The following is a 20,476-nucleotide window of genomic DNA, read 5'->3' on the forward strand; positions in this document are numbered from 1 at the left end:
CGCTTCAAGAACAGCTCAGCGCACGAGCCCAAAACGACAAAGGAGAAAACGAGAAACTTGACCACGACCGCAGACCCGAAACATACCTAATAGGCGGGTCAATTCTCGGTGGAAACGCCGGGTCAGTTCTCAGTGGCAATCAACACCCTCAAATCAGGCGGCATTAGTCTGTCGCCATCCTCGTCGGTGATGGCCTTAAATATTCTTTTGATAATGTCTTTTCCGCGATACTCTACGACTTGCAAAGCCGGTGCGCGGATCACCGAGGCGAACGCTCTTAGACGAACTTCGTTCCCAGCGCGCCGCCGCTTGTTAGCGAGCGGCGCGAGCCTTTAGGCGCTCATGCGCGGCGGTGACGATGAACCTCTTTGCCAGGTGGGCGCGATCGCTTTGACGGGCAAACCCGCTTCCAGGCACGCCGAAACGAGCGCCTCACGTGCAACAGCGATCGGGGCCATTCGATACAAAGCCGCACGGCACTTCTCGCACGCGCATTTGTATCGAGCGCCGTGACGCAACGGCCATTCATTTTCAAGGAAGTCACGGTGTCGTGGAGGCTCTCAAAGCAGCGCGTGACACCGTTTGGAAGGGATACATGGAGGGGATAGAGACGTAAACGTCAGCCAGCATCGTGGTGTTCCTTTCATTTACAATTCTGGCGCTATCGATATGGTTTTTGCCGATCGCGTTTTAAGAGTGGACGACTTCGTCGCCCCCGTTCTCCGGCGGGTGCAGAGGAGGCAGAACATGATGCCGTGGGAGAGCGCCTCCGCATCGCGGCGATTTTCATGGGCCGGGCGTTTATTCGGGGATGGAAACCTTAGCACCAGCGCGGAATATCAAGCGATCACCCCGATTAGCATGCGCCGCTGACTGGGCAGAGGCCTGCGCACTGCAACGTGGTCAATCGGGATATCGGCTGAGCGTGCAATAGAACCGGTATTCGGCGTCGTCGAATGCATCGGGCATGGGCAATGAGATGATCCGAGGAACCAAATCAGGCTCGCCCGGCTGCAGTGGCGGCACGATCTCAACCATCGATCTGGACGCAGTGAAGTCGTCTTCTCTGTAGGCAAGCGTGATGTCGTAAATGAAGGGCAAACGGATCGCGCCCGGCATGGAAGATTGCAATCTATTCTTCATCGCTTCGGAAAATCCCGGCCAGCGTTCCCCCGTGTCAGCGTCGTCCCAGTAGCCCGTGAAGAGTGACTGTCCGTCGACTGTAACGGTAAGCGAGATTTCATCGGCGCCGAGGATGCCAATGCCGGACTCCTCTTTGATGTAGAAACCTGACGGCTGATCGAAGGCGATGTAGTTGACCGGCGTCTGCAGGCGAATCGAGAACTCGTCTTCGTCGTAGTTCTCGCGGGCAAGGGTAAGATAGACATACTCGCCCCCCTGCGTGGAGTAATCGAGCTGGATCTGACTGTCGGTGCCCGAGACGGCGTCGAGGCTTTGCTGCGCATCATCGAGGATCATGAGTTCAGACCAGAAGTTCCCGGGCTTCCGGACGAAGAATGTTTCCGCCCGACTGACCCCTGCGAAGGTCTTCGGCAGGAAGGCGCGAAACCAGCAGACATCAGTTGTTCCCAAGGGCTGGCCCTGCGGGAATCCGGCACCAACGTCGGTGTGAGGCGAAAGCCAGATTGCGCGCTCGGGCGTATCTCCGGTGTGCCGAAAGATCGTCAGCTCGGCTATCGGCGGCCCGTTCGAACGGTTTCGCACAGCGACGAAGAAGGGTCGCCGCATGGCGAAGGTTTTCCCCTCCCGCCCCAATTGATGGCGGATGATATAGCTGCCAAGGCCCGCGGGCACATGAGTAATGTCGAGGGTATCCGCAGGTGAGATCGCGTGAGTAAAGTCGTCGTCGAGATAGAACGAGAGTGAAAGCGCGACCGACGAGTGGATCGTATAGGTGCCGGGTTTATCGACATAGATCCATTGATATCCGTCCAAATCCTCGAAACGGAGCCGAACCGACTTGGCAAGCGATCCCGCGCCAATATAGGGGACGTTGGAAAGAAGGATGGCGTCCGACGGTGTGCAATGCGGAAAACGGCGGCAGACATAGGATTCCAGGGCAAAATGGTCGCTCTGGTCGCGCAGCCTGATCTGCATGTGGTGAGCGACAATCTGGGACGATGCGGACCGGATGAAGCATTGATAGTCGAGCCGCCGCATGATGCTCTGCTCGAAGTCGATATTGGTCAACCCGGGGTCGGCTCCAGCTTCCCCTGGCGCGTGCATCCATTCCCGCCAGCCATCGACGAAGGTGGATCCGAGCGTTCCGAGTTCGAACACATCACGCCACTCCGTCGTGCCGGCGGCTAGATCGCCGCGGATGTTGAGGTCGCCCATGAAGATGATATTGCGCCAGTTTCTGGCGTCGAACTCCTGAAGGGCCTTGCCGATGGCGCCGAAGGCGGAATCGATTTGTCGGGAGCGGACGTCCGAATGCTCCGTGTCGTTCACGTAAGACGCCTGCAAGTGCGTGAAGGCGAGCGTGACATTGTCAGTTGGGTAGTTGATTTGGACTATGCAGACCGCCTTCGCCGCATGAGAGTCATCGCCAGCGCTGTCATCGTAGATGCGGGTGTAGAAATTGTCCCCGCTCGGCAATTGCAGGAATTCGTACTTGCTAAACAGCATAATGCCGGCATCTTCGAGGTCAAAACTATTGTCCACCTTCTCGATGCGGTTGGGATACCCGGTCAGCCGGTCGATAAGCCTATCCCTCGCATCCTCGTGGAACACCTCATTGAAAGCGATGACGTCCGGCTGCTCGTCGGTCGGTAGAGACAATATCGCGTCAACAACGCGATCCGCCCGCTCCACAGCGTCGTCGCTCGCGCCGAGTACGATCATCGCGGCGAGAGGCAACATCTGGACGTTAAAGGTCATGACGCGCAGGGCCGGCATCGAACGCTCCGATAGCCTTTGGTTCCGTCGCCTCAGGATGAGCTAGAATGTGGGGGCTGTCTAGCCGACCGGACATAGTCCGGTCATCATCTTCGTGGTGCTGTCAATCATGTGCTGCCAGTCGTCGGTTGGCCCGAACGCGAGAAGCGTTTCGCGAAGGCCATCCCACACGGCTTGTTCCGCCCGACGACAGAAGCGAACATAGCTGGAGTTCTATTTGCCATAGCGCTCGTGCATCTCGCGCCAGGGGCAGCCAATCCGCATAACATGCAGCATTCCGTTGAGATATCGCCGGTTCTCATGGGAGGGCGAGCTTTACTGCTGTGCTCTATAGGCAGTACCCCTTAACGATCCTCTATTCCGAATCCGTCAGATCGCCCCTCGCCAAACCCGCCTCCTAGAGAAAGTTTTGAATCATGCCTCCACTGATTTGGCAAACCACTTTGTCTACATGAGCTGTTCAGAGGAGCGCTCGGCATCGCGGACATCAGTTTCGAGCACGATACATACATTAGCGTTTCTTCATCTCAGGATGAGGATTCGCGAATGGCTAGTCGATGGTCGACGACAATCATTGTAGACACTGGAGAAGCGCTTGACTTCTCTAGCATCCAAAGCACTGAGGATGCTGCCCACTACCTTCTTGATAACTGGCAGGGAGAGCGTTCCTCGATGTACTGTGCGGCCATTCGCTTATGCGCCAAAGCGATCAGGGGCGAAGTAACCCATGAAGCCGCGTATATTTCATTCATGGCGGCCGTGCGAGAAGCGAACGTGTCGATAGTGTCTAATCGCAGCGTTGACGTCGACGACCATCTCACGCTTGAAATCCAGAGAAGTGTTGCCGAGGACATCTTAGTCGAACGTCGCGCTCTTTGACTCCTTCAAACACTGTCTGATGCCCATTGAGTTGAATGGGGTCCAGTATGATTTACATCTCTAACATGAACGCTAGCGCTGTCGAAGATCGCGCAGACAAGCGGCCCTCGAAAGAAGCGCCCCGCTGGTGGATGAAGATGGCGATATCTCCTTTTTCGACCCCTGGGACATGCACCTCAATGCAGATCGGAAGAGCCGGGTCTCGAAGTTTTGACTTTTGAGGGAGTTTCGGCGTTGCTGATCGCTTGCGAGTGCTGAATGCTGCGAAAGGCACCCCCCAATCGATTAGCTCTGCGGGCGTTCCTGAAGGCGATGACAAGTCGAACGCCTAGAATCTTCTCCCCTTCACCGCCTAAGTGCGCGCCAGACATAGGGAGACGACGCATGGAGCGCCTATCTTCAATCAGGGCTTAACGACGACCTGTATTTGATTACCGGAAAAGCCCATCGTGAATTCGTGTTCGATACTTGAGGCAAAAACATCGCTCTCGCCTGGCCCCCACAAGGCGATCTGCATTGGACGCCCGGCGAGACGGGCAGAGGCCCGATATTTCCCAAAGGGGATTCCAGTAATCGCCAACCCCTCGCCCGTCGGACGGACCGTCCTCACATAGACAGTGCCCGTCTCAATATTGACGAGCGTGATCTCAGTCTCACTGAGATCCGTGTAATCCATGATTGCATTGTTGACGACAAAAATACCGGCGTTGCCATATGGCATGTCGTCCGAACGCTCGACAATGCCTACCACGAAATCTCGGACAGTCTCGGCGTTCCCAGCGAATGTGGAGAGATCACTGCCTACGGCATCGACATTGGTCTCCCGGCCACCGTTTATAACAATCCGATAAGCGTGCGCTGAATACTCGCCTGGGGGCAGATGCGTCGTGTCGATAAAGTAGCGCCCGTCTTGGCCTGTCTGCGTTTCCGCCTTGATGCTTTGACCATAGCCCATGAGTTGGTCGGCATTGAACGTCTGATAGACAACCTCAACACGAACATCGCTGAGCGGATCGCCCTTATCATCGACAACGATCCCGCTTACTGAGCCTGCAAGCGCCCATGCCGTTTCCAGGTGAAAGATTGCTAATGTCAGAACGACTGTTTTCCCAAGCATAGTTCTCTACCCCACCTGTGTCTGGCCCGCCGGTGCGGGGTGCGGAATGTCGAGCCAACCCCGCTTTGCGCACTCGTCCATTGCGGCATTCATTGCGTTGGTGCGCGACGAGTACGGCCCTATCAGCGTTATGACGTCGCCTTCGAATAGAATGGCGACTGTTTTTGTGACGACATCGAAGAGGATCTGCGGTCGCGGTTGCATAAAGCTCGTTTCCTAAAGAGATAATCTGTTGCAACGCAGATACCCGGCTTATTGGATGAAGCATGTGACCTTGGTGACAGGAGCACGCAAAGAGTTGTGCTCGTTCGTGCTGACCTAATGAAAATCCCGGCTTTTCACCTAGGAGGCGGACGTAGGTCAATGTTTCTGGACACTCTTTCCTCCCCCTGACTCATCTCTCGACCATGGGCATAAGTTGCCATTGGTGCAGATCATTGATTCTATGCTGCATAACGGAAACCGAATCCCCGGAGCGGGTTTCAAGACGAGAAGCTGGGGAAAGCAGCGGGGTCTGTTTCAGAATGGGCAATATTGTACGCCTTACCGGCATTGGCGTGGCGCTGGTGGTCTCAATCGCGCTCGCCGCGGGTGCAGCATACGAGGCCATCGCCCGACGTATCACTGCTAAAGAATTTCCTCCACCTGGCGAGCTTGCGGAGATCGGGGGGCGACGCATACACATCGATTGCCACGGCAGCGGTTGGCCCACTGTCATTCTGGAGGCCGGCGCGGACACAAGCGGATCGGCATTGTGGTACCCCGTAGTACTGACTGTTTCGGAGACGACCCGCATTTGCGCCTATGATCGTGCCGGGCTCATGTGGAGCGACCCGGGGCCACTTCCACGTGATGGCGAGGCAATCATTGCCGATTTACAGAAAACGCTTGAGGTTACGAACGAGCATGGTCCCTACGTCATGGTGGGAGCATCGCTCGGCGGCCCACTCGTGATGCTCTACACGAAGCGACATCCGACCGATGTCGCCGGCGTCGTGCTCGTCGACAGCGCACATCCTGAGCAGATCAAAAGACTTGAGGCCGCCTCAGGGATTGAAGACGATCCAGCGCCGTTACTCTTCAGGGCGATCGCAGCTCTGTCATGGACTGGCCTGCCTCGCTTGCTCCTGCCCGCACCCGAGCTTCCCGAACTGCCTGACCACGTATCGGCGGCAGTCGCCGCCTATCAAACACCGTCGTTGCAGGCTGCACTTGACGAGGTTGTCGCGATGCCTGCCACCTTGCAACAGGCCGGCGCGTTCCACGACTTGGGCAACCGCCCACTGGCAGTCCTCTCCCATGGCAAGAAATGGAGTGACTATAATAAACATCAGCAAGCATCGGCTGGTATGAGCGAAGACCAGTTCGAACGCCGGGAAAGTGCGTGGGCTAAAATGCAAAACGAACAAGCCGCGTGGTCGCGCGATAGCACACACCAGACGCTGCGCGATTCAAGCCACGTCGTTCAATTAGAGCGGCCGGATGCGGTAATATCTGCTATCAACGAAGTGGTGTTGAAGGTGCGTCGCGGCAGCAAAGACGCATCTTCGAATTGACGAGGGGAGAAGCTGATTGGGCGCGAGGTTAAAGTATGATCAAAATGCTACCGCACGCCATTCAATGAAAATTCCGGCTTTTCACCTTTAGCCGGTCGATCAGCAAATCCGGGTGAAGATATCGCGCGCCGGCGCGGCAGCCTTCGGCCGCTCTCTCGAATCCGGCGCCCCGTTCCCGTGCGCAAGCTCGTCTCCGCGTCCACGAGGACCGGGAAGGCCTCTCCGCGCTCGCCCAGTTCGCCAAGATCTTCTGAGAGGTCGAACAATCGTTGAGCGACTAGGTGCACACGTCCCCTTCCGGCTGGATCTTGCCATCGCTACCACTGACGCCGACAGGACCAACCGCCTCTAGCGCTTGAACACCGCCGGTCAGATGACCGTTGATGATGCCCGTCTCGTCTTCCAGCGTCATGAACATGACGCCCTTGGCCGAGCCCGGACGCTGGCGTACCAGGTCGAGGCCACCGCTCGTCAGCCACCGGCCATCTCGCTCGGCCATCGCCTCGGCGCGCGTCAAGATCCGTTTCCGACAGAGATCCCCACGCAGGAAGGAAACGGGGTGCTGCTTCAGCGTCAACCCGACGTAGAATAGCCTCGATGACCTCGTGGCCTGTCGGCGCCAGAGATCGTCGGCCGAGGAAAACGGCTCGTCGGCCCGCGCAGCCACGATCTGGCCATCGAGAGGCCCTTCACCATGCGCATGCCGAGGCGAGCAGCGCAGAGGCGGCCTCTTTCGATCTCCTTAAGCGTGCAGTCCCACCTAGAGGCGTTGACGCAGATCGGCTTGATCTCAACGCCATGCGCCCGAGCGTCCGAAACGATCTGCGCCGGCGCATAAAACCCCATTGGTTGCGAATTCAAGAGCGCCGCGCAGAATGCGTCCAGGTGCCGGCATTTGACCCAGCTCGACGCATACTCGACGGGCTCCTTGCCTTCTCGGCGGCGTAAATAGGGATGCACCATATCGCCTTGGATTGGGCCCGGCCGGACGATCGCAACCTGGATGACGAAGTCATAGAAAGTCTGCGGCTTCAGGCGCGGCAGCATGGACATCTGCACCCGGCTTTCAATCTGGAAGGTGCCAATCGTATCGGCCTTACGGATCATGCTATAGGTGCGCGGATCTTCGGCCGGAATGGAAGCGAGATCGCGGGGATCGCCGTTGTGCTCCGCCATCAGCGCGAAGGCTTTGCTCATGCAGGTCAGCATGCCGAGTGCCAGGACGCCGACCTTTGCGGTGAAGGTGGCCGCGACACGTCCACCTATGAGGTTCAGGTTCAAAAGCGCGATCATGCTTCGCCACGCAAAACTGCGCGGCCAAACTGAGACGTGGTCATAGTCTTGTCCTTTTGATGGTGGATTGGGAGCTACGTCAGATGCTCCGCGTATTCATTTGGCAAGGCAACGGCGCCGCCCGAATAATTCGCGTTTCAAATTCGTCTTCGGTAGCATTGCTAATATATCCCGCAGGCACACCTGCCCGCAGGTCAATCAACATCAGACAGAAAGGGAGTTTACATGGCCTGGCTACAACTCACCACCGACAACGAAGAGTCCGTTATCATCGACAGCGAAAAGGTTCTCCAAATTAAGCGGCACGCAAAAGGGTCTCACATCACGTTGACGGCGATCCTTCCCAACAAGGATGGCAAGCCTTCCCTGAAAAGTCTGGTTGTTTCGCAGACTCTCGAAGACGTCGCTAAGGCACTGAAAGCGACTATTATTCGGTGATGATAACCGGAGGTGATTCCGGGCGCCCGGCGCCCGGTCTGGCCGAGATCGATGTGCTTGTCGTTTCATCGAGAATCGTATCGTTCCCGAAGCCTGCGCCGAAATGCTCAGCTGTCGCGGTGGTGACGACGAGTCGGTTGCCAAACGAATTGGCGGACTCGCCGTTTGCCGGAAAGTTCAGGCCGTTCACCGGTATGTCGGCCGATTGTTGTCATCGGCCATGGAAGCGGTGCCCTTCACCACGAATATATCGTCTGGTTGATGGAGACCGTCGTAGCCACCTCAATCCAGTTCGAGCCCGATACCCTTCTTCGCAGCGCCATTCTTCCGAATCGTCATACCGCCTCTGAGATCGTCAGCAACGCACCAAGCGAACGGCGACGGGCTGGCGTTCTCTCAATCAATATCATGAGGATTGCTACCTATCTCCTCGCAGAGCCAGTGCGCCGCATCGCGGGTGGTCGATGCGCCGACATATTCCACCATAATATGCTGGATCGGCGTGACAGGCTTCTTTTTGCCGAAATCACGGATTCCGTCAGCGTGGATGGATAGTCCATTCACCATCTTTTTTAGCAGCGCATCTACTTGTTGGGAGAGGGAACTCGGTTCTCTTTAGCCGGCTTTGTTCGGACAGCCGGGATCGTCCCAGATCTTTTTCTGAAGGTCAAATTCCGGCCTGACAGCGCCCCTCACCTCCCCACTCCTCGTCACGGTCAGTACACATAGCACCAGCCCTCGCGCCTCCACGGTTTGAGCCTCTCGCGATTTCTTAAAGCCCGCAACTTCAGCGTGAGGTATCGCGGAGTGGTGCTTCTTACTCGTCAGTTCGTTTGGCTTGTAGAGCGCGAACTCCAGAACGCCCTTCCATGCGGCCGGATTCTCTCCGCTCCGATGACCCTCGCCCTTAGCGGCGTCGAGCACGCGCTTGATTGCCTCGTGTCTTTCCCGCGGTTTCCTGCTTTTCGCCCCTCCGACACAGCGACGGCGTTGGCCGCAGCAGCGTGGTTCTCAATGATGTTTCGCCATCTCGCCTCAGTCTACGCGCCCCGCCATCGTCCGGCCTTCATAACAGCGTGGATGAAAGAGTATGCATGTTCACTGAAGTCATCACATTGACATCGCCGCTTGGCGTTGAGCGATCGGGTCGACCTCGCTTCGAACGAGCTTAAACGCTTCATCGGCCTTCGCCCTGGCTTGAGCTAGACCGACGCCCAGCAAAGATCCTAGGCCGAGTTGCCGACGCTTCCATTAAAGGTATAGTCAAAAATCCAGTATCGAGAGCCGTCCTTCTCAACCGGCCAGAGGCCGCAATCGCTTTCATCCTGCCACGCTTCGAGTATGGCATCCCATTTTTTCCCGCTTTTGGAGTAATTGCTAGATGTACTTATAGTTACAACGGGCAAAAAACTCGAAACCTAAGCATATCAATGCGTTGGTGCGGGCGGATGGATAGGGGCTGCCTGATCTTTTCCGGCCTGGGGGCGAGTTCTCCAGCCAAGACTGGATTATATTTTAGCAGTCGGCTTATGATTGAACCGACCCCGATCTCTTTTCAATATACATTTCTCAGATCAGCCAGGCGAGAAAGCTAGTCCTGATCGACGGCCATGCCGGTTGTAGCGTCGATGTTGATTTGGACGCGGGCTTTGTCGGTGGTGCGGTACTCGATTTCATAATAGCCCTTGTCGTTCCAGGACAAGGAATCGAGACGCGCGAAATCCGGCCGGCTCTCTATCTCGGAAAGGATCATGGACGGCTTCTTGCCGGCCTCCGCCCTAGGCTTATCCTTTGCCTCCTGGGAATGCGCAACAGCCGCAAGCCCAGTCCAGATACCAAGAGCAAGGATCGCCATTCTTTTCGACATGCTGATCTCCATCTTTTGCCACCAGAAACGACTCAAGCATCCGATCCTAGCGGAGGTTCAACGGTGGGCGCTTCGTGTTCATCTGGAGTTCGTGGCGGGTGGCGAAGCGGCCGAAGAGGAGCAGCAGCTTGCGCTCCTGGGCCTTGTCGATGCCATTCTTGCGGCAATGATCCACGACATCGTGGACGACGCGGGTCTGACGTGGGGTGAATCGGCTGATATCGATGTGGTGGGTCATGGACATTCCTCCGTTCGCATTGAGGAGAAACACGGCGGGGGACACTAAGTTCCCGCGACATGCTGTTATTTATACACTTTTCGGGATCAGGGAACGAGCCCTGCCCCCATCTGGCCCGCCATGCGGATGGTGCCGTAATCGCGGTCACGCGCATTGCGGCGGAAGGCCTGGCTGCGTTCGCGCGGATGGGCGAAGGTGTCGGAAAGCGGCGTGCCGACCATCCCGTCGGCGAAGGTGCCGGTCGCGACGTCGTCCTCGTGTTCGATCGACTTGGTCTGAAACAATCCGAAAAGCATCATCCTATCTCCCATTTCCCGTCCCAACGGGCGGGCGGGGATTCCGTTCCCGCCAGCGCGCCGGATAGACGCAAAATTAACCATGTTTGCTAACAGCTCATTAAAGGTCGGGCTTTTTTCGGCCGCGCCATCGTTTTCGGGTGATCCGGCTTCGCTAGATTAACGTCTTGGCGTGGAGAGCCATTGACGCTAGCTTCCCCTGACGTCGGGTTGGCAGAGGGACCATCGATGACGATTGAAATGATTTCAGAAAAAGCATTTTCAGACGGCGTGCATCTGGCGCCGGACAATATCACGGAGCGGACGAAGGGGTTGCCCTTCAAGGCGCAGCTCGTCCTGCGCGGCCTCGTGAAGCTCGAAGCCGGCACGCTCGCCATGACGATCCCCGGCGGACAGACCTTCATCATCACAGGCAAGACGCCTGGACCGCGGGCCGCCGTGACGCTCCATAACTGGAAACTCATGCACAGCGCCGTCGGCGGCGGGGTGATCGGCGTTGCGGAGAGTTACATCGACGGCGACTGGGAAAGCCCGGATGCCGGCGCCTTCATGGAGCTTATCCTCGTCAACAGCAATGTGGTGCACCACTATTCCAACGGCCCGCGCGGTCTCTTCCTGCTGGTGGAGAAATTCCGTCACTGGCTGAACGCCAACACGCGGCGCGGCTCGAAACGCAACATCGCCGCCCATTACGATCTCGGCAACGCCTTCTATTCCGCGTGGCTAGACCCGACGATGACGTACTCCTCAGCGCTCTATTCCCAAGGCGCAAATGACCTCACCTCCGCGCAGCTTGCCAAATACCGCGCACTGGCCGAGGCGACGGGCATCGGCCCCAGCGATCATGTGCTGGAAATCGGCTGTGGCTGGGGTGGTTTTGCGGAATTTGCCGCCGGCGAGATCGGCTGCAAGGTCACGGGCCTGACCATCAGCCGCGAGCAGCTTGCCTTTGGCCGCGAGCGTATGGCGAAGGCCGGGCTTTCCGACCGCGTCGAGCTCAAATTCCAGGACTATCGCGACGAGACCGGCACCTATGACCGCATCGTCTCCATCGAAATGTTCGAGGCGGTCGGCGAGAAATACTGGCCCGCCTATTTCTCCAAACTCAACGAATGCCTGAAACCCGGCGGCCGCGCCGGCTTGCAGATCATCACCATCCTGCAGGAAGCCTTCGAGGACTATAAGGCCAATCCCGATTTCATCCAGAAATACGTCTTTCCCGGCGGCATGCTGCCGACCCGCGAGCATCTTTCGGCGCTCGGCCGCCAGTTCGGGCTGGGCATGGCCTCGGACATGGGCTTCGGGCCGGACTATGCCCGCACGCTTGCCGAATGGCGTCACCGTTTCTGGGCGGCCTGGGAGCGCATCGTGCCGCTCGGGTTCGACGAGCGTTTCCGAAAACTCTGGGAGTTCTACTTCTATTATTGCGAGGCGGGGTTTCGGGCGCGAAATATCGATGTGCGGCAGGTGGTTTACACGCGCCCGCTTGCCTAGCTCGCGCGGCAGTGGAAAAAATCCCTCTTGAAGCCCTTTTCCGGGGAACGCGTTTTCTTGCAAAGCGCCGCGTGCCGGCCGAAAAGACGGTTCCAAATCTAGGCACGTAAAGCGAGGCTCGTCTCCCATGTCCATTCTTCCGTCCGTTCTGGATGCAATCGGCAACACGCCGCTGATCCGCCTCAAGGGCGCCTCGGAAGCGACGGGCTGCGAAATCCTCGGCAAGGCGGAATTTCTGAACCCCGGCCAGTCCGTGAAGGACCGTGCGGCGCTGTCGATCATCCGCAAGGCGGAAGCGGCCGGACAGCTGCGCCCGGGCGGCGTCATCGTCGAGGGAACGGCCGGCAATACGGGCATCGGCCTCGCCCTCGTCGCAAAGGCGCTCGGCTACCGCGCGATCATCGTCATCCCGGAAACCCAGAGCCAGGAAAAGAAGGACGCGATCCGCGGCCTCGGCGCCGAGCTCGTGGAAGTGCCGGCGGTACCCTACAAGAACCCGAACAACTACGTGAAGCTTTCCGGCCGGCTTGCCGAACAGCTCGCCAAGACCGAACCGAACGGCGCGATCTGGGCCAACCAGTTCGACAATGTCGCCAACCGCGACGCCCACATCGAAACGACCGCCCCTGAAATCTGGCGCGACACCGATGGCAAGGTCGACGGTTTCGTCTCCGCCGTCGGTTCCGGCGGCACCCTGGCCGGTGTCGCTGCAGGCCTTCGTGCCAAGAACCCCAACATCAAGATCGCGCTGGCCGATCCGGATGGCGCGGCACTCTACAGCTATTATACCAACGGTGAACTCAAGTCCGCCGGCAGCTCGATCACCGAGGGCATTGGGCAGGGGCGTATCACGGCGAACCTCGAAGGTTTCTCGCCGGATTACTCCTACAACATTCCCGATTCCGAAGCCGTTCCGATCGTCTTCGATCTCATCGAGAACGAGGGCATCGCCATCGGCGGCTCGTCGGCCATCAACATTGCCGGCGCGATTCGCCTCGCCCGCGACCTCGGTCCCGGCCACACGATCGTGACGATCCTCTGCGACTATGCTAACCGCTATCAGTCGAAACTTTTCAACCCGGACTTCCTCGATTCGAAGGGCCTGCCCGTCCCGGGTTGGCTGAAGGCGAAATCGGGGGTCAAGGTCCCCTATCAGCCGGTCGAATAGGTCTCATGTCCCTTACCACCACTGCCCTCTTTCGCGACGATTTCTATCTCTCGACACATGAGGCAGTGGTGACGGCGGTGCATGAAGACGGCGGCATCGAGCTCGACCAGACCTGCTTTTACGCGACGTCCGGCGGCCAGCCGGGCGATACCGGCTTCCTGGAGCGCAGCGACGGCAGCCGCATCGCGCTCGGCCCGGCCGTCACGGGCGCGACGAAAGAGATCATCATTCACCGCCCGCTCGAGGGCGAGGCATCGCCTATCGTCGGCGAGACCGTGGTCGCCCATATCGACTGGGCGCGCCGCTACAAGCTGATGCGCATGCACACCGCCTGTCACCTGCTGTCCGTCGTCTGCCCCTATCCGATCACCGGTGCGGCGGTCGGCGAGGAGGACAGCCGCGTCGATTTCGACATGACCGACACGATCGACAGGGACGAGGTGACGGCGAAGCTGATGAAGCTCGTCGAGGAGAACCATCCGGTCTTCGTTCAGTGGATCACCGATGCGGAGCTTGCCGCCAATCCCGGCATCGTCAAATCCAAGAACGTGCGTCCGCCTATGGGGCTCGGTCGCGTCAGCCTCGTCTGCATCGGCGAGAATTCGTCCATCGACAGCCAGCCTTGCGGCGGCACCCATGTGTCGGAAACGCAGGAAGTCGGCGCCATCCACATCGCCAAAATCGAGAAGAAGGGCAAGGAGAACCGCCGGTTCCGCATCCGTTTCGGTGCGCCGGGTTCCGAGGCCTAGGGGAGACCAGACATGTCCAACGACAAGAGCAGGTTCGTCGTTTCGGCGGATTGGGTTGAAAAGCAGCTCGGCGCACCGGAATTCCGCGTGGTCGATGCCTCCTGGTATCTGCCGGCGCAAAACCGCAACGGTGCGGCCGAATATGCCTCTGGCCACATCCCCGGCGCCGTGTTCTTCGATCAGGACGTCATCGCCGACCATACGAGCGGCCTGCCGCATACCATCCCGTCGGCCGAATTCTTCGCAACGGAAGTCGGCAAGCTCGGCATTTCCGACACGGACACCATCGTCGTCTATGACGGACCCGGCATCTTCACGGCGCCGCGCGTCTGGTGGCTGTTCCGCACAATGGGTGCGAAGAACGTTTTCGTCATGGACGGCGGCATCGATGGCTGGAAAAAGGAGGGCCGTCCGCTGACGACCGATCTGCCCGAGCCGGCACCCGCCGTCTTCCAAACCAATTTCAACCCCTATGCCGTCACCTCCTTCGAGGAGATGCGCGGCATCGTTACGACGCGGTCGAAGCAGATCGCCGATGCCCGCGGTGCCGGCCGTTTCACCGGCGAAGAGGCCGAACCCCGCGCCGGCATGCGCTCCGGCCACATGCCGGGCGCCAAAAGCATGCCGTCGGGCACGTTCTCCGTCGACGGTAAGTTCAAGGATCTCGCGAGCCTGCGACGGCATTTCGAAGAATCCGGCATCGACCTCTCCAAGCCGGTCGTCACCAGTTGCGGTTCCGGCGTGACGGCGGCGATCATCACGCTTGCCCTCCATTCTCTGGGACACGAGGACAACACGCTTTATGACGGCTCCTGGTCGGAATGGGGCAGCCGTCAGGATACGCCCGTGGCCACCGGAAAGGACTGAACATGGCGAAGAAAGCCCAGTCCGCGCCGATCGCGGTCCATATCACCGCGCTGGAAATGACGGCGCCGCCCAAGCAGAGCCTGCCGGTGCCGGTCAATGTGCACACGGCCATCCTCAGCGCGCCGGATATTCCGCTCGCCTTCTACCGTTTCCTCTACCGGCAGGTCGGCAGCCGCTGGCACTGGGTCGATCGCCTGCGCATGGACGATGCGACGCTGGCGGCCACCCTCGGCAACAAGCGCAACAGCGTGACCGTGCTCTATGTCAACGGCGCGCCCGCCGGCTTCTTCGAACTCTTGCAGGTCGATGACGACACGATCGAGCTTTCGCATTTCGGTCTGCTCGAGCGGGCGCTGGGCCTTGGCATCGGCAAATGGTTCCTGCTCCAGACGCTCTATGCCGCCTGGGCGCTCGGCCCCAAGCGCGTGACGGTCACGACGAACAATCTCGATCATCCGCGCGCCCTCCAGCTCTACCAGATGTTCGGTTTCTCGCCGGTCGGCACGCGCGACGCCGAAGTGGTGCCGCTATCGGATGCCGAACTGCTGGCGCTCGCCAAACGCGACTGTCTGATGCCGACAGACCCCCGTTAAACAATCTGAACGGGAGTTAAAGGCGGGGTTCAGGTCTGCTTCAGATCGCAAATGGCACTTTGGCGCCAACAAACGATCCGACCAAGGAGACCACACATGCAACGCCGCGCCTTTCTGACCGCGCTTTCCGCCGCCTTCGCCGCTCCGCTCTTCTCGAACGCCGCGCTGGCGCAGGAAACCCCGTCGGCGGAAATCATCCTGCGTCGCCTGGATGCCGCGCCGTCGCGTCGTCTGCGCAACGAAGAGCGTGTGACGGTGCGCGAGTTCAAGCGACGGCCGGACCTGCGCAGTGCGGCGCCCTCGATCAACATCCAGTCGATCAACTTCGCCTTCGGCTCGGCGGAAATCCCACATTCAGAATATCGCAAGGTGCGCCAGATCGCCCGCGCCATGGAACAGCTGCTGCGCCGCCGCCGCCACGCCGTCTTTCTCATCGAGGGCCACACCGACGCGGTCGGCTCGTTCGAATCGAACCAGATCCTGTCCGAACGCCGCGCCGAATCGCTGAAGCGCGTGCTGGTGCAGGAATTCCTGCTGCCCGCCCGCGCGCTCGAAACGGTCGGCTATGGCGAGGAGTATCTGCTGGTCCAGACCCAGTACGAGGAATGGCGCAACCGCCGCGTCACGCTGCGCCGCATCGACGAATTCGTTCACTAACCTCTCTAACCGCCGGAACCGCCGGCCTCGCGCCGGCGGTCTTGATTCCCGTGGCAAGTATCGGGTGTCGCCGCCTGCGGGAATGACGAAGATGGCCTCCTGTCCAACGATCGGAGCCCTCCATGTCCATCCGCTTCCTGCCCATACCCACCGAAACCGCCGCCGCCTATTGGAACGGCGGCAATGACACCTATGGCCTGAAGCCGGAGCGGCAGGTGTCCGACGGCGACGGCGTGCCCTGCCGCCATTGTCTGCGGCTCGTCGGTGCCGGGGAACCCTACCTGGTCCTCGCCCACCGCCCCTTCCCGGCCCTCCAGCCCTATGCGGAGACCGGGCCGATCTTCCTGCACGCGGAGCCGTGCGCCGCACATCAGCCGTCCGAGGCCATGCCGCCCATGCTGACCAGCCGCGACTATATCGTGCGCGGCTACTCCAGGGAAAACCGCATCCTCTACGGCACCGGCGCCGTGGTGCCGAATGCCGATATTCCCGCGTATGCGCGGGACCTGCTCGATCGCGAGGACGTCGCCTATCTGCACATCCGCTCGGCCCGCAACAACTGTTACCAGTGCCGCGTCGAGCGGGCATGAAAAGGCCCGGATTGCTCCGGGCCTTTTCATTTTCGCATCGCAAAAATCAGGCGACGTTCAGCACGGCTTCCGGCGCGAAGGCATCGTAGCCGAGGGCTTCGGCGACCGGGGCGTTGGTGACGCGCCCCTTGTGTACGTTGAGACCGGCACGCAGGTGGCGGTCTTCGGCAATGGCCTTGAGGCCCTTGTCGGCCAGCTGGAGGCCGTAGTGCAGCGTCGCGTTGTTCAGTGCATGCGCCGAGGTGACCGGCACGGCGCCCGGCATGTTGGCGACGCAATAGTGCACCACGCCGTCGACCTCGTAGGTCGGGTCGGAATGGGTCGTGGCATGCGAGGTCTCGAAGCAGCCGCCCTGGTCGATGGCGACGTCGACGATGACGGCGCCCTTCTTCATGCCCGAGAGCATTTCGCGGGTCACGAGTTTTGGCGCGGCAGCGCCGGGAATCAGCACAGCGCCGATGACGAGATCGGCGGAGAAAACTTCCTCTTCCAGCGCGTCGATCGTCGAATAGCGCGTGTGGATGCGGCCGCCGAAGAGATCGTCGAGCTGGCGCAGGCGCGGGATCGAGCGGTCGAGGATAGAGACATCCGCGCCGAGGCCGGCGGCCATCTTCGCCGCATGCAGGCCGACGACGCCGCCGCCGATGATGGTGACTTTGGCCGGCAGCACGCCGGGCACGCCGCCGAGCAGGATGCCGCGGCCGCCATTGGCCTTCTGAAGCGCGGTGGCGCCCGCCTGGATGGAGAGACGGCCGGCAACTTCAGACATCGGCGCGAGCAGCGGCAGGCCGCCGCGGTCATCCGTCACCGTCTCGTAGGCAATGGCCGTGACGCCGGAGGCGAGCAGACCCTTGGTCTGCTCCGGATCGGGCGCCAGATGCAGGTAGGTGTAGAGAATCTGTCCGTCGCGTAGCTGCGCCCATTCGGAGGGCTGCGGTTCCTTGACCTTCACCACCATATCGGACTTCTGGAAGATATCCGCGGCGGTGGGGACGATCTTCGCGCCGGCGGCGCGGTAGGCATCGTCGTCGGCGCCGATGCCGGCGCCGGCCTTGGTTTCGATGATGACGTCGTGGCCATGCGCCACATATTCGCGAACAGCACCCGGCGTCAGACCGACCCGATATTCGTGATTCTTGATTTCCTTCGGACAACCGACACGCATACGCGTTCCTCTCCATGTTCCGTTGTTTTCCGCCACTCCCAGCGGGACCACAATGGAACCAGAGGACACACGCAATGTCCTTGCAAAGCGCGTTTGCGAAACCGCTCACGGTCGAATATTCTTCGAATATAAGCATAATTTTCGAAGGAAATTCGAATGGCGCAACTGGATGCGATTGATACTGCGATCCTGAAGGTGATTCAGCAGAACGGGCGGATTTCGAATGCCGAACTGGCCGAACGCGTCGGCCTGTCGCCGTCGGCCTGCTCGCGCCGCCTCGACATTCTGGAGAAATCCGGCGTCATTAACGGCTATCACGCCCGCGTTTCGCCCAAGGCGCTCGACTACAAGATGATCGCCATCGTGCACATCTCGCTGTCGGGCCAGTTCGCCAAGACGCTGGCCGAGTTCGAGCAGGCAGTGAAGCTCTGCCCGAACGTGCTCGTCTGTTACCTGATGTCGGGTGAGTACGATTATATCCTGCGCGTCGCCGCCAAGGATCTGGAGGATTACGAGCGAATCCACCGCGACTGGCTGTCGGCCCTGCCCCATGTGGTGAAGATCAACTCGAGTTTCGCGCTGCGCGAAATCATCGACCGGCCGAATGTCGGCATCTAGAATCGGAGATTGATGCCGGCGCGGCGCAGCAGCCAGTAGAACAGCGCGGTTGCGCCGATCCCCAGCATCATCGCCCAGAAGAACCCGGTTTCGCCGACGCTGAACGGCAGGCCGGCGGTGTTCATGCCGAAGACGCCGACGACGAGCGTGCCGGGCAGCAACAGCGCGCTCATCACGGCCATTGCCTTCAGGCTGCGGTTCGATTCGTCCGCCAACTCCGCCGCCATTTCCTCCTGCAGCAGGCGCGCGCGGTCGTTGACCATGACGATTTCGCGGTCGAGCCGTTCCAGCCGCATCGACAGGCGCCGCAGCACGGCATGGGCGTTGTCCGAGAGTGCCCAGTCTTCCCGGTCCTCCTCCTCGAACAGCGCCACCATGCCGGCGACCGGCCGGTGCAGCGATACGGCAAGACGGCGCACCTCCTTGAGGCTGCGACGCTCGTCGCTCAGGCGCTCCGTAACGAGCCGATCCTCCACCGCATCGAGCATGGCCGCGGCTTCCTTCAGCTTGATCGCGGTGTTCTTGCAAAAAGCCGCGACGATCGCCTCGAAGAGTTCATAGGCCGTCGCCGGGCAAAACCCTTCGGCAAAAGACCGGCGAACCCGGTTCACCGCCTCCACGGGATGGCGCCGCCCGGTGACGAGCAGGCGCTCCGTCAGCGCGAAATGCAGCCGCCCCACCGTGGTGGAGGCGCGTTCGGTTTCCTGCTGCTGGAGATCGGCGATGACGCCATGCGTCATGCCGGCCTCATGGCCGAGGACAAGGCTCTCGTCATGGCCTTCGAGGATGGCGCGCGCCGCAGCCGGCAAGGCGCAGCGGCCCGGCAGCCAGGCCTGCGTGCGCTGATCGACGAGATCGACATGCAGCCAGACCCAGCCGTCCGGCGCGGAAAGCGCCGCATCGATATCCTGCGGCGCGACTGGCACGACAGGCCCGCCGGGCGAAAGCCGGTAGGCGCCGACGAGGCCCGGTGTCAGGCCCCGCTCCGTCTGGTCGAGAAGGTTCAAGTTCGGATGCCGGTATCAGTAGACATCCGGGACATACATTTCATCCGGCGGCTCGTGACGGATGTAGTCGTCGTGGCGCACACGCTCCGGCAGGTCGATCGACTGCTTCGGCACGTCCTCGTAAGGCACCTGCGCCAGAAGATGGGCGATGCAGTTGAGGCGCGCCTTCTTCTTGTCGACGGCCTCGACGATCCACCAGGGCGCTTCCGGTATGTGAGTGCGCGAAAGCATCTCTTCCTTGGCCTTGGTGTAGTCCTCCCAGTGGACACGGCTTTCCAGGTCCATCGGCGAGAGCTTCCACTGCTTCAGCGGATCGTGGATGCGCATGCGAAAACGGAATTCCTGCTCCTCGTCGGTGATCGAGAACCAGTATTTGATGAGGATGATGCCGGAGCGCACCAGCATGCGCTCGAATTCCGGCACCGAGCGGAAAAACTCTTCCAGCTCGGCCGGCGAACAGAAGCCCATGACGCGCTCGACGCCGGCGCGGTTATACCAGGAGCGGTCGAACAGCACCATTTCGCCGGCACTCGGCAGATGGGCGGCATACCGCTGGAAATACCATTGATCGCGCTCGCGCTCGGTCGGTGCCGGAAGCGCCACGACGCGGCAAACACGCGGATTGAGGCGCTGGGTCACGCGCTTGATGGCGCCGCCCTTGCCGGCGGAATCGCGGCCTTCGAAGAGAACGACGACCTTGAGCTTCTTGTGCTGCACCCAGTCCTGGAGCTTCACCAATTCATGCTGGAGGCGGAAAAGCTCGCGGAAATAGACCCGGCGCTCCAGCGTTTGAGCCGGCACTTCCGACATGCCCTCGGCGACGAGCTCGTCGAGACGCTCCTCCTCGATCTGCATTTCCAGCTCCTCATCGAAGCTGTCGGCAATTTCGGCCTTGATGCGGTTCAGATGGTGGTCTTCGAACATGATCGCGATCCGTTCATGAGAGAGGCTCTGCTGCCCGTATA

21 protein-coding genes and 5 pseudogenes are annotated in these 20,476 nt (G+C 60.1%); 11 read left to right on the plus strand and 15 right to left on the minus strand.

Features of this window, described 5'->3' with window-relative positions; translation table 11 throughout:
- Nucleotides 1-122 precede the first annotated feature (122 nt).
- The 4 genes and pseudogenes from ACOZKU_RS22550 to ACOZKU_RS22565 all read right to left on the minus strand — a co-directional run.
- Nucleotides 123-284: pseudogene (locus ACOZKU_RS22550) on the minus strand (hypothetical protein); the annotation flags it as partial.
- A 48-nt stretch (nucleotides 285-332) separates the two neighbouring features.
- Nucleotides 333-604 (minus strand): annotated as a pseudogene (locus ACOZKU_RS22555) (DUF982 domain-containing protein); the annotation flags it as partial.
- A 299-nt stretch (nucleotides 605-903) separates the two neighbouring features.
- Nucleotides 904-2,919, minus strand: coding sequence for an endonuclease/exonuclease/phosphatase family protein (locus ACOZKU_RS22560; RefSeq protein ID WP_421580777.1), 2,016 nt, complete (start codon nucleotides 2,917-2,919; stop codon nucleotides 904-906).
- A 96-nt stretch (nucleotides 2,920-3,015) separates the two neighbouring features.
- Nucleotides 3,016-3,228: pseudogene (locus ACOZKU_RS22565) on the minus strand (transposase); the annotation flags it as partial.
- Between the two features lie 237 nt (nucleotides 3,229-3,465).
- Here ACOZKU_RS22565 and ACOZKU_RS22570 point away from each other — a divergent pair.
- Nucleotides 3,466-3,798 (plus strand): DUF982 domain-containing protein, encoded by a 333-nt coding sequence (locus ACOZKU_RS22570; RefSeq protein ID WP_421580778.1) that lies wholly within the window; start codon nucleotides 3,466-3,468, stop codon nucleotides 3,796-3,798.
- A 403-nt stretch (nucleotides 3,799-4,201) separates the two neighbouring features.
- Here ACOZKU_RS22570 and ACOZKU_RS22575 read toward each other — a convergent pair whose 3' ends face one another.
- Entirely contained in the window at nucleotides 4,202-4,915 is a 714-nt protein-coding gene (locus ACOZKU_RS22575; RefSeq protein WP_421580779.1) for a carboxypeptidase-like regulatory domain-containing protein, read from the minus strand.
- 524 nt (nucleotides 4,916-5,439) lie between these two features.
- Here ACOZKU_RS22575 and ACOZKU_RS22580 point away from each other — a divergent pair.
- Nucleotides 5,440-6,471: an alpha/beta fold hydrolase gene (locus tag ACOZKU_RS22580; protein ID WP_421580780.1), complete on the plus strand. Its 1,032-nt coding sequence runs from the start codon at nucleotides 5,440-5,442 to the stop codon at nucleotides 6,469-6,471.
- A 424-nt stretch (nucleotides 6,472-6,895) separates the two neighbouring features.
- Here ACOZKU_RS22580 and dnaE2 read toward each other — a convergent pair.
- Nucleotides 6,896-7,704, minus strand: a pseudogene (gene dnaE2, locus ACOZKU_RS22585) (error-prone DNA polymerase); the annotation flags it as partial.
- Nucleotides 7,705-7,989: 285 nt separating this feature from the next.
- Here dnaE2 and ACOZKU_RS22590 point away from each other — a divergent pair.
- Nucleotides 7,990-8,202: a hypothetical protein gene (locus ACOZKU_RS22590; protein WP_421580781.1), complete on the plus strand. Its 213-nt coding sequence runs from the start codon at nucleotides 7,990-7,992 to the stop codon at nucleotides 8,200-8,202.
- Here the strand turns inward: ACOZKU_RS22590 and ACOZKU_RS22595 are convergent.
- The 6 genes and pseudogenes from ACOZKU_RS22595 to ACOZKU_RS22620 form a co-directional block, all read right to left on the minus strand.
- Nucleotides 8,192-8,392 (minus strand): hypothetical protein, encoded by a 201-nt coding sequence (locus tag ACOZKU_RS22595; RefSeq protein WP_421580782.1) that lies wholly within the window; start codon nucleotides 8,390-8,392, stop codon nucleotides 8,192-8,194. The two genes, ACOZKU_RS22590 and ACOZKU_RS22595, sit on opposite strands and share 11 nt — an antisense overlap.
- A 206-nt stretch (nucleotides 8,393-8,598) precedes the next feature.
- Nucleotides 8,599-8,769: a hypothetical protein gene (locus ACOZKU_RS22600; protein WP_421580783.1), complete on the minus strand. Its 171-nt coding sequence runs from the start codon at nucleotides 8,767-8,769 to the stop codon at nucleotides 8,599-8,601.
- Between the two features lie 543 nt (nucleotides 8,770-9,312).
- A pseudogene (locus ACOZKU_RS22605) lies at nucleotides 9,313-9,438 on the minus strand (integrase arm-type DNA-binding domain-containing protein); the annotation flags it as partial.
- A gap of 355 nt (nucleotides 9,439-9,793) precedes the next feature.
- Nucleotides 9,794-10,069: a PepSY domain-containing protein gene (locus ACOZKU_RS22610; protein WP_421580784.1), complete on the minus strand. Its 276-nt coding sequence runs from the start codon at nucleotides 10,067-10,069 to the stop codon at nucleotides 9,794-9,796.
- Nucleotides 10,070-10,115: 46 nt separating this feature from the next.
- Nucleotides 10,116-10,307: a hypothetical protein gene (locus ACOZKU_RS22615; protein WP_314095155.1), complete on the minus strand. Its 192-nt coding sequence runs from the start codon at nucleotides 10,305-10,307 to the stop codon at nucleotides 10,116-10,118.
- A gap of 86 nt (nucleotides 10,308-10,393) precedes the next feature.
- A complete protein-coding gene (locus ACOZKU_RS22620; protein WP_421580785.1) occupies nucleotides 10,394-10,603 on the minus strand; it encodes a hypothetical protein in 210 nt (69 codons plus the stop codon).
- Between the two features lie 228 nt (nucleotides 10,604-10,831).
- On the opposite strand from ACOZKU_RS22620, the gene ACOZKU_RS22625 reads away from it, so the two are divergent.
- The 7 genes from ACOZKU_RS22625 (at nucleotide 10,832) to ACOZKU_RS22655 (ending at nucleotide 16,721) form a co-directional block, all read left to right on the plus strand.
- Nucleotides 10,832-12,097 (plus strand): class I SAM-dependent methyltransferase, encoded by a 1,266-nt coding sequence (locus ACOZKU_RS22625; protein ID WP_421580786.1) that lies wholly within the window; start codon nucleotides 10,832-10,834, stop codon nucleotides 12,095-12,097.
- Between the two features lie 127 nt (nucleotides 12,098-12,224).
- Nucleotides 12,225-13,265 (plus strand): cysteine synthase A, encoded by a 1,041-nt coding sequence (locus ACOZKU_RS22630; RefSeq protein WP_421580787.1) that lies wholly within the window; start codon nucleotides 12,225-12,227, stop codon nucleotides 13,263-13,265.
- A 5-nt stretch (nucleotides 13,266-13,270) separates the two neighbouring features.
- Nucleotides 13,271-14,014 carry an alanyl-tRNA editing protein gene (locus tag ACOZKU_RS22635; RefSeq protein WP_421580788.1) on the plus strand — a complete coding sequence of 248 codons (744 nt, stop codon included), beginning with the start codon at nucleotides 13,271-13,273 and terminating at the stop codon, nucleotides 14,012-14,014.
- Nucleotides 14,015-14,026: 12 nt separating this feature from the next.
- Nucleotides 14,027-14,881, plus strand: a complete 855-nt coding sequence (gene sseA / locus ACOZKU_RS22640; RefSeq protein ID WP_421580789.1) for a 3-mercaptopyruvate sulfurtransferase — start codon at nucleotides 14,027-14,029, stop codon at nucleotides 14,879-14,881.
- A gap of 2 nt (nucleotides 14,882-14,883) precedes the next feature.
- The gene (locus ACOZKU_RS22645; protein ID WP_421580790.1) at nucleotides 14,884-15,474 is read left to right on the plus strand and encodes a GNAT family N-acetyltransferase; all 591 of its coding nucleotides are present in this window, start codon (nucleotides 14,884-14,886) and stop codon (nucleotides 15,472-15,474) included.
- Between the two features lie 96 nt (nucleotides 15,475-15,570).
- Entirely contained in the window at nucleotides 15,571-16,131 is a 561-nt protein-coding gene (locus ACOZKU_RS22650; protein ID WP_421580791.1) for an OmpA family protein, read from the plus strand.
- Between the two features lie 122 nt (nucleotides 16,132-16,253).
- On the plus strand, nucleotides 16,254-16,721 hold the full coding sequence (locus ACOZKU_RS22655) for a DUF1203 domain-containing protein (RefSeq protein ID WP_421580792.1): 468 nt from the start codon (nucleotides 16,254-16,256) through the stop codon (nucleotides 16,719-16,721).
- A gap of 46 nt (nucleotides 16,722-16,767) precedes the next feature.
- Here ACOZKU_RS22655 and ald read toward each other — a convergent pair whose 3' ends face one another.
- Nucleotides 16,768-17,886, minus strand: coding sequence for an alanine dehydrogenase (ald, locus tag ACOZKU_RS22660; protein ID WP_421580793.1), 1,119 nt, complete (start codon nucleotides 17,884-17,886; stop codon nucleotides 16,768-16,770).
- 156 nt (nucleotides 17,887-18,042) lie between these two features.
- Here ald and ACOZKU_RS22665 point away from each other — a divergent pair, with 156 nt between their 5' ends.
- Complete coding sequence (locus ACOZKU_RS22665) at nucleotides 18,043-18,504, plus strand: Lrp/AsnC family transcriptional regulator (protein ID WP_314095140.1); 462 nt, start codon at nucleotides 18,043-18,045, stop codon at nucleotides 18,502-18,504.
- Here ACOZKU_RS22665 and ACOZKU_RS22670 read toward each other — a convergent pair.
- Together ACOZKU_RS22670 and ppk2 are read right to left on the minus strand one after the other, a co-directional pair.
- Nucleotides 18,501-19,511 (minus strand): CorA family divalent cation transporter, encoded by a 1,011-nt coding sequence (locus tag ACOZKU_RS22670; protein ID WP_421580794.1) that lies wholly within the window; start codon nucleotides 19,509-19,511, stop codon nucleotides 18,501-18,503. The two genes, ACOZKU_RS22665 and ACOZKU_RS22670, sit on opposite strands and share 4 nt — an antisense overlap.
- Nucleotides 19,512-19,526: 15 nt before the next feature.
- The gene (gene ppk2, locus ACOZKU_RS22675; protein WP_314095138.1) at nucleotides 19,527-20,435 is read right to left on the minus strand and encodes a polyphosphate kinase 2; all 909 of its coding nucleotides are present in this window, start codon (nucleotides 20,433-20,435) and stop codon (nucleotides 19,527-19,529) included.
- Between the last annotated feature and the right edge of the window lie 41 nt (nucleotides 20,436-20,476).

It is taken from the genome of Shinella sp. M31 (assembly GCF_049199205.1).
Lineage (GTDB): Bacteria > Pseudomonadota > Alphaproteobacteria > Rhizobiales > Rhizobiaceae > Shinella.